General features: G+C 63.7%; 6 protein-coding genes. 3 read left to right on the top strand and 3 right to left on the bottom strand.

All coding sequences use genetic code 11. The features are described from left to right. Positions 1-119: 119 nt before the first annotated feature. Positions 120-2,924, bottom strand: coding sequence for a cache domain-containing protein (locus KI612_RS01160; protein ID WP_226442016.1), 2,805 nt, complete (start codon positions 2,922-2,924; stop codon positions 120-122). Between the two features lie 267 nt (positions 2,925-3,191). Here KI612_RS01160 and KI612_RS01155 point away from each other — a divergent pair, with 267 nt between their 5' ends. Beyond that, a complete protein-coding gene (locus KI612_RS01155; protein ID WP_226442014.1) occupies positions 3,192-4,310 on the top strand; it encodes an extracellular catalytic domain type 2 short-chain-length polyhydroxyalkanoate depolymerase in 1,119 nt (372 codons plus the stop codon). 25 nt (positions 4,311-4,335) lie between these two features. Here KI612_RS01155 and KI612_RS01150 read toward each other — a convergent pair whose 3' ends face one another. Together KI612_RS01150 and icmF are read right to left on the bottom strand one after the other, a co-directional pair. Next, on the bottom strand, positions 4,336-5,661 hold the full coding sequence (locus KI612_RS01150; protein WP_226442012.1) for a M48 family metalloprotease: 1,326 nt from the start codon (positions 5,659-5,661) through the stop codon (positions 4,336-4,338). A 152-nt stretch (positions 5,662-5,813) separates the two neighbouring features. Further along, complete coding sequence (icmF, locus tag KI612_RS01145) at positions 5,814-9,077, bottom strand: fused isobutyryl-CoA mutase/GTPase IcmF (RefSeq protein WP_226442009.1); 3,264 nt, start codon at positions 9,075-9,077, stop codon at positions 5,814-5,816. Between the two features lie 195 nt (positions 9,078-9,272). Here icmF and KI612_RS01140 point away from each other — a divergent pair, with 195 nt between their 5' ends. Further along, positions 9,273-10,286 (top strand): AraC family transcriptional regulator, encoded by a 1,014-nt coding sequence (locus KI612_RS01140; RefSeq protein ID WP_226442008.1) that lies wholly within the window; start codon positions 9,273-9,275, stop codon positions 10,284-10,286. Between the two features lie 103 nt (positions 10,287-10,389). Further along, complete coding sequence (locus tag KI612_RS01135; RefSeq protein ID WP_226442007.1) at positions 10,390-11,733, top strand: NAD(P)H-dependent oxidoreductase; 1,344 nt, start codon at positions 10,390-10,392, stop codon at positions 11,731-11,733. The last annotated feature ends 81 nt before the right edge of the window (positions 11,734-11,814 follow it).

Here is an 11,814-nt window from a genome sequence, read left to right as displayed (position 1 = left end):
TAAACAATTTTCAGTTAGGCGCCAGAGGCGAAGCGGCCGGGGGCCAAATTTAATCATAGAACGCAGGATGCGATTCGAAATTTTTAACAAAATGGCATCAAACCAGGTCTCAAGACAAGCTAATCAGAAGTTGATGGGTGACAGCTCTCCAGCCACTTGAACAAGACTGAGTAAAGCACGTCCGGATCGACCGGCTTGCCGATATGGTCGTTCATGCCGGCATCGAGACAGACCTGGCGGTCTTCGGCAAAGGCATTGGCCGTCATCGCCAGGATCGGCAAATCGCCCCGGCCCGGCATCCGGCGAATCAGCCGGGTGGCATCCAAACCGCCCATGACCGGCATCTGGATATCCATCAGGACCAGCGCAAAATCCTCGCTGCGCACCCGGTCGACCGCTTCGGCGCCATTGGCCGCCAGTTCGACGCGCAGGCCGGCGCCGAGCAGCAATTCCTCAGCCACTTCCTGATTGATCGGTTCGTCCTCGACGAGCAGCACACAACGCCCGCCATGGCGCCGGGCGATCTGATCCTCGAGCGGCACCTGCTCAGCATCACCACTCAGACTGACCGGCTGTGGCAGGCATTTTTCCAGACGGGCAGTCAGCCAGAACAGGCTGCCGCCGCCTTCGCTGCTGATCACGCCGACATCGCCCCCCATCAGCCGGGCCAGGTGACGGTTGATCGCCAGACCAAGACCGGTGCCGCCATAGCGCCGGGTAATCGAACCGTCTGCCTGGGTAAAGGCCTGGAACAACTGCGCCTGCTGCTCGCCGTTCATGCCGATGCCCTGATCCTGAACCTCCAGACGCAGCATGACGTGACTGCCTTCATCCCGGTCGACCGTCGCGCGCAGGGCAATTTCACCGTGCTCGGAGAACTTGATCGCATTGCCGACGAAATTGAGCAGCGCCTGGCCGATGCGTACCGAATCGCCACGCAGCAAGGCGGGCACGTCGGGGGCAATCGAGGTGGTCAGACGCAGCCCCTTGCTGCCCGCCCGCTCATCGAGCATGGACAGCGTCTGCGCCAGCACCTCGGCCGGCGAGAACTCGCGCTCTTCCAGCGCTAGCCGGCCCGCCTCGATTTTCGACAGGTCGAGAATGTCATTGATGACATCGAGCAAATGGCGCGCCGAATCACTGACCTTGGCCAGCCGGTCCTGTGCCTTCGGATCGGCGACATCGCGGCGCAACAGATGCGTCAGGCCGATGATGGCATTCATCGGCGTGCGGATTTCATGGCTCATGTTGGCCAGGAAGGAACTCTTCGCCCGGCTGGCTGCTTCGGCGGCATCCCTGGCCTGGGCGAGTTCGGCGGTACGCGACTGAACCAGCGCCTCGAGATGATGCCGGTAATGCTCAAGCTCGGCCTCGGCCTGCTTGCGTGGCGTGATATCGGTGGAAATGCCGCACAGCGCATAGATACGCCCATCCGGCTCGCGCAATGGCACCTTGATCGAGAAAAAGGCGCTGGTAATGGCGCCGTCGGCCGTGGTGTTCACCTCTTCTTCAACGACACGTTCGCCATTTTCCAGCACACGACTGTCATTGATCCGGATATTGGCCGCCGTCGCTGCATCAAAGAAGCTCGAATCGTCATGGCCGACAATTTCATCCATTGTCTTGCCGAACAACTGACGCACGGAGCCGTTGGCGTACTGATAGCGATAGTCGCTACCCTTGATGTAGATATAGGCCTCGACGCTGTCGAGGATGACCCCCTGGCGATACTCGCTTTCCCGCAGGATCTCGGCCTGCAGCAGGTTTTGCCGGTGGTAGCTGAGAAACAGCCTGTTCGACCAGCGCGAGAACAGGAAAGAACCGATCACGCCCAGCAACAGCGCCCCCAGCATGACCAGCAGGAAGCGCAACCAGCGCTCGGTTCCGCCCTCTTCGTAGCGGCTGTTTTCGCTGGCAACCAGCGCCTGCAACTCGTCATCGTAAGTTGTGGCAATCAGCGTCCAGCCCCAGGGCTCGATCGTCTTCACCAGTGCCGTCTTGTTGGCGGGAAGGCCGGTTTCAGGGTTCAGCCATTCGTAACGGGTAAAGCCACCACCAGCGTGGGCCAGCTTGTGCATTTTTTCCAGGATCGCGCCATGCGGGGCCGGCATGTCTTTGTAGTTCAGGCCCTCCAGTTGGGGATAGCCCGGCAACAGCAGGCTGCGCCCCTCCCGATCCAGTAGCCCGATATACCCACTGCTGCCGAAGCGCAACGCACGCAAACGGGCGATCGCCTCCTTCTGCTGCATCAATTCCCATTGATAGGTGTAGTCACCGGTGCCGATCAGCCAGCCGTAAGGCGCGAAATAACGGACATAGGCCAGCTTTTCCGCCATCTGTTTCGGATCATCCGGGCGATACCAGCGGTAGCGCGAGAAACCTTCGCCGCGCGGCTTCTGTGCTGCTTCGATCAAGCCGCGCATGATGTAGTGCCCGGTATCGTCGCGATTGTCGAGCAGTGTCTTGCCTTCCATCTGCGGCGCAGTCGGCAGCAGGATGAACTGGCCCTGCATGTCGTCGATGAAGTAATAGCCACGCCCCTCATAGAAGCGCACCGGACGCAGCGCTTCGATGATCAGGCGCTTGACCTCGGCAACTGTGTGGGTCTTCGATTCGCGGGCATGGATCGCCTCGACCATCTGCATTGCCGTATCGATCTGCTCGGTAATGCTCTTGCGTAGCACCGCTTCAGTCCGCAAACGCGTGAATTCGATGAAACTCTCGGCGCTCGCCATCTCCGCCGTCAGGCGGCCGTGCACCTGGGCCGTCGCACGCTGCTCGATACGTCCAAGCGAGGCGCGCTGCTCACCAAGGTATTGCCAGGAAAAAAACGCACTCAAACCCACCGTCAGCACGAAAACGATGAGCAGCGTACCCAGCAGATGGATGCGCGGAACCGTTTTCTCGTCGGCAGTCAGTTGCAAGGCATTCCCCCCCATCTAATACTTTAGTAATAGTTTCGCTATTGTATGCGTCTTTTCATCCAGCTACCGCGACCGCGAAAAATCGGCCGAATAGCTGCTCCCTGGCGTCTCCCGAGCACTGCACGAAAAGCGCCCCGGCCCTGCCGGCAAGCACTGAAATGCCTTTGACATGCAAGCAGCAGAGAATTAGGCTGACAGCGGCCGGCCGCATGCCGGCCCGCCTTCCCCGATGCGATCGCGCATCGGCCATGAGCACAGGAGAAACCCATGTTGCGTCATCTCACCCTTACCCCCCTGGCCACGCCCTTGCGCCGCGGCCTTCTCTTCATCCTGACCGGCTGCACCGGCCTGGTCATGGCGGCACCACCATTGCCGGCCCTGAATATCGACGTCAGCCAGACCTCGGTTTCCGGCATTTCCTCGGGCGGTTTCATGGCCGTGCAATTCCAGGTCGCGCACGCGTCGACCGTCAGGGGGGCCGGCATCGTCGCCAGCGGTCCCTATGCTTGTGCGCAGAACAACGTCCTGACCGCGGTCGCCAAGTGTTCATGCACCGGCGAACCCAGCGTTCCCTGCCAGGTCAGCGAAAACAGCGCCGCCGTACCGGAGCTGGTAAACGCCACCCACCAGCTGGCCGAGCAAAACAAGATCGATTCGCCCGCGAAAATTGCCCAACAAAAGGTGCTGATCCTCGCCGGCCGCAAGGACACCCTCGTCCCGCTGGCGATTGCCGATCAGCTCGCCGCTTACTACACGGCCCTCGGCCTGCCCGCTGCCAACCTGTCGCGCGTCACGCTGGACAACGCGGCCCACACCATGCCGACACCCGATTACGGCATCGCCTGCGCCAAACAGGATGAGCCCTACATCGGCAAATGCCACTATGACAGCGCCAGGAACATCCTGAGCTGGATCTACGGTCCGCTCAAGGCGGCGTCAACGAAGGCCAAGGGGCGCCTCGTCGAATTCGACCAGCGCGGCTACCTGCCAGCCGCGCAGCAAGGCCTGTTTTCCTGGCATGGCGGCATGGACAACAGCGGCTGGCTCTACGTCCCGAACAGTTGTGCCAAGGGCGAGCCCTGCCGCCTGCACATCGCCCTGCACGGCTGCAAGCAGGGTCAGAGCTACCTGCCATTGCAGGCACCGGCGGGCGGCGGTCTCTATTACGGCACGACCTTCGTCAGGAACAGCGGCTACAACCGCTGGGCCGACAACAATCACCTGGTCATCCTCTACCCGCAGGCGGTGTCGATCCCGCTGCAGAACCCGAATGGTTGCTGGGACTGGTGGGGCTACAGCGGCGCCGATTACGCCAACCAGAATGGCGTGCAGATCCAGACCCTGAAGGCGATGGTCGATCGCCTGGGCGCCGGCGCCCGCCCCTGAGCAGCAAACCGGCCGGGAGAACCAGCTATTTCAGATAGCCCCAGCTCACCAGGCGGCTTTGCGAATACTCGGCCGCCTTGCCCTGCCGGTTCTGGCGCAGGTAGGCCGCATAGAAGCGGGCTGCTTCCTGACGGTTGCCCATGCCTTCCTGTGACACGCCTTTCAGGAAAGTGACGCCGGCATCGCCCGGCAGCAGGCGATCGTAACGTTCGAGATGCTCGTAGGCCGCGGCCGGATCGCGCTGCTGCAGCGCGAGCACGCCGACCAGCTTCTGCGCCTGCGCCTCCTGCGGGTAGATTTTCGTCGCGGTGCGCGCATATTCCAGCGCTTGCGCATCCTTGTCCTGCATCGACAGCGCCTTGGCCAGCAGCAGGTTGGCGGCATAGTCGCGCGGCGTCGCTTTCAGCGCCGTACGGAACTGCTCCTCGGCCTTGCCGTACTGCTTGCCGGCCATCGCCGTTTCGCCCTTCTGGCACGCATCGATGCATGGCTTGATGCGGCGCAGGGCGGCCGTGCTGTCCATGAAGCGCTCGCGCCCCGGATCGCGCTTGTTGCTCGCCACGTATTTTCCCTCGGCGAGCTGGCGTGCCGTATCGCGCCGCTCGCTGCTCATCGGGTGCGTCGAGAACATCGTCTGCAGCATGCCGGGCGAACTCTTTTGCTGCTCGACCAGCAACTCCTGCAAACCGACCATGCCATTCGCCGGATAGCCGGCGCGGACCATGTAGTCCTGGCCGAGCTGGTCGGCCTCGCGCTCGTTGTCGCGCGAATAGCTTGAGAGCAGCACGCTGGCCCCGAGCTGCGTGCCGAGATCGACCAGGCCACCATAGCCGGCTGCCGTACCGATCAGGTTGGCACCGCTCATCGCGACCTGCGCCACCATCGCCTTGCCCTGGCGTTGCGCCGCATGCCGCGCATTGACGTGGCCCAGTTCATGACCGAGCAGACCAGCCAGTTCGGCCTCGTTGTCGAGTTCGACCAGAATGCCGCGCGTCACGCCCATCGCCCCGCCCGGGAAGGTGTAGGCATTGACGTAATTGGCATTGAGCACGCGATACGAATAAGGCATCTGCGGCCGGTGCACGTTGGCATCCAGCCGGCGCCCGACGCTGCTCACATAGTCGTTGATCTGGGCATCCTGCACCGGCCCGAGATCCTGCGAGAACTGCTGCGGCGCGACCTTCTTGTCGACCGCCTTCTCCTCGTCCTCGTCCATGCCGACCAAGATGGAACCGCCGCCGACCGGCGAACTGGCGCAACCGGACAGCGCCGCCGCGCCGAACAGGGCGAGCACCTGACGCCGGGTCAGGCGATTGCGTTGCAGGCTCAGGGCAAGTTCGTCAATGTTCATGGCAGGCTCCGAAAAAGGACATTGGCACAATTTTCCGCCAAAACGGCGCGCCCTGTCATGCTCATGAAAACGGCGGGGTCTTGGCCCCGCCGTCGTTTTTTCTCCTCCACCCTTGCGGGTTTGCGGGGTTGCTGTTCTCCCCTGAGAAGTCCTTACATGCTGCGCCGGTACTGCCCGCCGACTTCGTACAGCGCCGAGCTGATCTGACCGAGCGAGCAGTGACGAACCGCATCGACCAGCACGGCGAAGACGTTGCCGTCCTCGATCACCGTCTTCTTGAGCTTTTCCAGCATGGCCGGGGCGGTCGCCGCATTGCGCGCCTGGAAATCGCGCAGGCGGCTGATCTGCGACTGCTTTTCCTCTTCCGTCGAACGGGCCAGTTCAATTTCCTGCTGCGCCATGCCCTTCGGGTTGAGGAAGGTGTTCACGCCGATGATCGGGTAGGAGCCGTCATGCTTCTTGTGCTCGTAATACATCGACTCTTCCTGGATCTTGCCGCGCTGGTAGCCGGTTTCCATGGCACCGAGCACACCGCCGCGGCTGGCGATGGCTTCGAATTCCTTGAGCACGGCTTCCTCGACCAGATCGGTCAGTTCGTCGATGACGAAGGCACCCTGGTTCGGGTTTTCGTTCTTGGCGACGCCCCACTCGCGGTTGATGATGAGCTGGATGGCCATCGCACGCCGCACGGATTCCTCGGTCGGCGTCGTGATCGCTTCATCGTAGGCATTGGTGTGCAGCGAGTTGCAGTTGTCGTAAATGGCGATCAGCGCCTGCAGCGTCGTGCGGATATCGTTGAAGTCCATTTCCTGCGCGTGCAGCGAGCGACCCGAGGTCTGGATGTGGTACTTGAGCTTCTGGCTGCGTTCGTTGGCGCCGTACTTGTTCTTCATCGCGACCGCCCAGATGCGGCGGGCGACGCGGCCGATCACCGAGTATTCCGGGTCCATGCCGTTGCTGAAGAAGAAGGACAGGTTGGGCGCGAAGTCATCGATCTGCATGCCGCGCGCCAGGTAGGACTCGACGTAGGTAAAGCCGTTGGACAGCGTGAAGGCGAGCTGACTGATCGGGTTCGCACCGGCTTCGGCGATGTGATAGCCGGAGATCGATACCGAGTAGAAATTCTGCACCTGGTTATGGACGAAGAATTCCTGGATGTCGCCCATCATCTTCAGCGCGAATTCGGTGCTGAAGATGCAGGTGTTCTGGCCCTGATCTTCCTTGAGAATATCGGCCTGCACCGTGCCGCGCACGGTCGACAGCGTCCATTCGCGGATTTTCTCGGCTTCGTCTTCGGTCGGCTGACGGCCGTTCTGCTGTTCGAACTTGACCATCTGCTGATCGATCGCGGTATTGAAGAAGCAGGCCAGGATGATCGGCGCCGGACCGTTGATGGTCATCGATACCGACGTGCTCGGGGCGAGCAGGTCAAAACCGTCGTAAAGCACCTTGAGGTCGTCGAGCGTGGCGATCGAGACGCCGGAATTGCCGATCTTGCCGTAGATGTCCGGGCGCTCGTCCGGGTCGCAACCGTACAGGGTCACCGAGTCGAAGGCGGTGGACAGACGGTGCGCCGGCATGCCTTCGGAGACGCGCTTGAAGCGGCGGTTGGTGCGGAAGGCGTCGCCTTCGCCAGCGAACATGCGGGTCGGGTCTTCGCCCTCGCGCTTGAAGGCGAAGACGCCGGCGGTGTAGGGGAAGGAACCGGGCACGTTCTCGCGCATCAGGAAACGCAGGGTTTCGCCGTCGTCGCCGAACTTGGGCAGGATGACCTTCTTGATCTTGGTGCCGGACAGGGACTCCGACACCAGCTTGGTACGGATTTCCTTGTCGCGGATTTTCACGACATATTCGTCGCCGGCATAGGCTTCGACGGTGGCCGGCCACATGTCGAGCAGCTTTTTGGCCTTCGGATCCTGCTGGCTATCCTTGAAGGAAAGCATTTCGGCGAAATCAGCGGTCGACTTGTCGCAGGCGGCAAAAATGCCCTGCGAAATGCGCAGCGACTGGCGTTCGCGGGCGATCTTCACCTGCTCTTCGGTATGCGCATGGTAGCCACGCACCGCATCGGCGATTTCGGCGAGGTAGCGCACGCGCTGGGCCGGCACGATGGCGCGCTGGCTGGAAGACTGTTTGACGGTCACCAGCGGCAGCTTGCCCTGGGCCAGTTTCAGGCCCTTTTCGCTGAGTGCCGGGACCAGCGCCTGATACAGCGCGGTGACGCCGTCGTCGTTGAAGCGGGCGGCCTGCGTGCCAAACACCGGCATGTCGTCGGTCGGCGTCGTGAAGGCTTCGCGGTTGCGCTGGTACTGCTTGCGCACGTCGCGCAGCGCGTCCTCGGCGCCCTTGCGGTCGAACTTGTTGATCGCGACGAAGTCGGCAAAGTCGAGCATGTCGATCTTTTCCAGCTGCGAGGCGGCGCCGAACTCCGGCGTCATCACGTACAGCGACAGATCGACGAAAGGCACGATGGCGGCATTGCCCTGACCGATGCCGGAGGTTTCGACAATGACCAGATCGAAGCCGGCCAGCTTGCAGGCGGCGATCACCTCGGGCAGCGCGACGGAGATTTCGCTGCCGGTGTCGCGGGTGGCCAGCGAACGCATGAAGATGTTCGGATGCTCGATGGCGTTCATGCGGATGCGGTCGCCGAGCAGCGCGCCGCCGGTGCGCTTGCGCGACGGGTCGATCGAAACCAGACCGATCTTGACCGTGTCGCCCTGATCGAGACGGAAACGACGCACGATTTCGTCGGTCAGCGACGACTTGCCGGCGCCGCCGGTACCGGTGATGCCGAGGACGGGCACGCTCAGCACGGCTGCAGCCTTGAGCAGCGGCTCCTTGAGGGCCGGCGCTTCGCCGTTTTCGAGCAGGGTGATGACACGCGCCAGCAGACGCTTGTCGCCGGCCTGCAGCCCGGCCAGCACTTGTTCGACGCCGGGTACGCCTTCATCGGCGACATCGAAGTCGGATTTCTCGACGACTTCGTTGATCATGCCCTGCAGGCCCATGTGCACGCCGTCTTCCGGCGCGTAGATGCGGGTCACGCCGTAGGCGTGCAGTTCCTTGATTTCGGACGGCACGATGACGCCGCCGCCACCGCCGAAGACCTTGATGTGCTCGCCGCCGTTGGCCTTGAGCAGGTCGATCATGTACTTGAAGAACTCGACGTGGCCGCCCTGGTAGCTGGTGATGCAGATGCCCTGCGCATCTTCCTGCAGCGCCGCGTTGACGATTTCCTGCACCGAACGGTTGTGGCCGAGGTGGATCACTTCGGCGCCGGTCGATTGCAGGATGCGCCGCATGATGTTGATCGAGGCGTCGTGGCCGTCGAACAGCGAAGCGGCAGTGACGAAACGCACCTTGTTTTTCGGCTTGTAGGGCATCAGTTTCTTGGCAACGGAAAGATCGGTCATGACATCTGCCTCGACTAAAGGACGGAAAGGCGCCCATGGTAGGCCGCTTTGCCGACCCTGCCATTGCCACGCCTGACGACTATCGTGCAAATTCCGCCAAGGTGATAAGCTGCAGCGGTCCACGCGCCAAAAGCAGCCAAAATGCTGCAATGCACCATGCCGAATTCGGGAAGTCGTACGCAAGCTACTGTTGCAATGGGTTTTGTTACCGGCATGCTGGCCGGCCTGGCGCGCCGCCGGATTGATCCGGAAGCGCTGCTCGCCGCCAGCAACATCGATATTGCAGACCCCGCCAGCCGGATTCCGGTCGCCGATTACGCTGCGCTCTACAACCTGCTCAACCGCCAGCTCGACGACGAAGGCTTCGGCCTGTTCGCGCAGCCGATGCGCGTCGGCAGTTTCGAATTCCTCTGCCGCGGCTGCCTGTCGGCACCGACGCTAGCCGAGGCGCTACAGCGGGCGAGCCGCTTCCTGCATGTCGTGCTGCCCGATCTCGCGGTCAGCGTGCGGCGTTCGCACGAGCACGCCGAGCTGGTGATCAGCGAAACGCGCAAGCTCGCCGAGCAGCCGGATGACCCCGGCCGCATCTTCGCCTTCGAATGGCTGCTCCGCCTGTTGCACGGCCTGGCCTGCTGGCTGGCCGGGCGCGGCATCGCCCTCGACAGCGTCATCTTTCCCTACCGCAAGCCGGCGCACTTTGCCGACTACGCGCTGATCTTCACCGCCGATTCGCGCTTCGCGCCGACCGTACCGGGCGGCAACGGCACGCTGGTCGCCGCCTTCAATGCCAACCTGCTCGACCTGCCGGTGCGCCGCGACGAGGCGGCGCTCAACCGCTTTCTCGACGGCGCGCCGGGCAAGATCACGACCCTCTACCGGCGCGACCGCGAAATGGTCACCCGCATCCGCGACCTGCTGCGCGCCGCGCTGCCCGACACGCTGAGCCTGGACGCCGTCGCCGAGCGCCTCTACCTGTCGCCGCGCAGCGTGCATCGCCGACTGGAAGAGGAAGGTTCGAGCTTTCGCGCAATCAAGGATGCGCTGCGCCGCGACATGGCGCTCGCCCGCCTGGCCAAGAGCGATGACGCGATCGCCCGCATCGCCGCCGATCTCGGCTATGCCGACACCTCGGCCTTCTACCGCGCCTGCGTCGAATGGACCGGCATGGCGCCGCTGCATTACCGGCAGCAACTGGTACGCGGCAAATAAATCCACCCGGCATTGACCGCCAGCGGTCGACTCGCCGATACTCGGCGAATTCCGCGCCCGCCGGCCCCTGCCCGGCAGCGGCGCTCAGCGGGAGGCAGACAGCATGCAAGTGGTCATTCTCGACGGCAGCACCGACCAGCCGGCCATCGTCCAGCACATCGCCCTGGCCGGCCAGGCGCTCGGCGCCGAAATTGCGCACTACGCGCTGGCCGACATCGCCCTCGCGCCCTGCCTCGGCGACTTCGAGTGCTGGACGAAAACGCCCGGCCGCTGCCGCACCCGCGACGCCGCGCCCGACATCACGCAGGCCATCCACGACGCCGATCTGGTCGTCTTCCTGACGCCGCTCGTCTTCGGCGGCTACGCTTTTGCCCTGAAAAAACTGGTCGACCGCCTGATCCCGCTGACCGACTCCTTCTTCCACGAACAGGCCGGCACGACGCGGCATCAGCGCCGCTATGCACGCTATCCGGCGATGCTGTTCATCGGCCTCGCCGATCAGCCGGATGCCGAAACGCGCAGCCTGTTCGCAGAACTGGCCGGCGGCAACGCGATCAACCTGCAGACGCCGTGGTTCCGCAGCCTGCTGCTGACGCCGCAGGACGCGATGGCACAGCCGCAGATCGAAAGCGCCATCCGCGCCGGGTTAACCGCGACGGAGGCTACTCCGCTGCCCAAACTCGACCGGCGCGCCCTGGCCCGCGCCTGTGCGCCCGACCCGGCGACGGCAAACTGCCCGGTGCCGCGCACGGCGGCCATCCTGATCGGCAGCGCCCGCCCGAAAGGCACGAGCACCTCGGAGTCGCTGGCCCGGGCGCTGGCCGCCAACCTCGAACGGGCCGGCATCGCCAGCAAGCTGGTCTACGCGATCAGCTTCGTCAAGGACGGACGGATGGCAGACAAGGCGCTGGCCGAACTGGCCGGCGCCGACTTGCTGATCGTCGCCGCGCCGCTCTACGTCGATGCCCTGCCCGCCCTGGTCGGACGGGCGCTGGAACAGCTCGGCGCGCATCTCGCAGAGAAGGTCTCGCCGCTGCGCCAGGTCGTCGGCCTGCTCAACTGCGGCTTCCCGGAGGCCGACCACAATCGCAGCGCGCTGCGCATCCTGCGCGCTTTCGCGCACGCCAACGGACTGGTCTGGGCCGGCGGCCTCGCGATGGGCGCCGGCGAAATCATTCACGGCCAGCCGCTGCACCGGGCGCGTTTCGTCGCGCGCGCCCAGATCCGCGCCCTGCGCCTGGCCGCCGCCGATCTCGCCGCCGGCCGCGGCATTTCGCAAGAAGCCAGCCGCGCCATGGCGCGCCCGCTGCTGCCGGCCTGGCTGTTTCGCCTCGTGGCGCCGCTCAAATGGTGGTGGATGGCGCGCCGGCACGGTGTCGCCTGGCGCGAGCTGCACGCCCGGCCGCTTGCCGCGGCAGCTGCCGGCAATCCGGACGAAGCCGCTTAGAAGCCATTGGCGTTCCTTGATTTGTTATTAAAACCCCTCCCCAGCCCTCCCCTTCTCAGGGGAGGGAGTTCGCCAGTGCGC

This window comes from Quatrionicoccus australiensis (genome assembly GCF_020510525.1).
GTDB classification, from domain to species: domain Bacteria; phylum Pseudomonadota; class Gammaproteobacteria; order Burkholderiales; family Rhodocyclaceae; genus Azonexus; species Azonexus australiensis_B.
Note: the sequence above shows the minus strand (reverse complement) of the source record. Positions and strands in the feature narration are given on the sequence as shown.

What these genes read in the sequence shown, in the direction of transcription:
- KI612_RS01155 (WP_226442014.1), top strand. Translation starts at nt 3,192, where the DNA reads ATGTTGCGTCATCTCACCCTTACCCCCCTGGCCACGCCCTTGCGCCGC.
- KI612_RS01150 (WP_226442012.1), bottom strand. Translation starts at nt 5,661, where the DNA reads ATGAACATTGACGAACTTGCCCTGAGCCTGCAACGCAATCGCCTGACC.
- icmF (WP_226442009.1), bottom strand. Translation starts at nt 9,077, where the DNA reads ATGACCGATCTTTCCGTTGCCAAGAAACTGATGCCCTACAAGCCGAAA.
- KI612_RS01140 (WP_226442008.1), top strand. Translation starts at nt 9,273, where the DNA reads ATGGGTTTTGTTACCGGCATGCTGGCCGGCCTGGCGCGCCGCCGGATT.
- KI612_RS01135 (WP_226442007.1), top strand. Translation starts at nt 10,390, where the DNA reads ATGCAAGTGGTCATTCTCGACGGCAGCACCGACCAGCCGGCCATCGTC.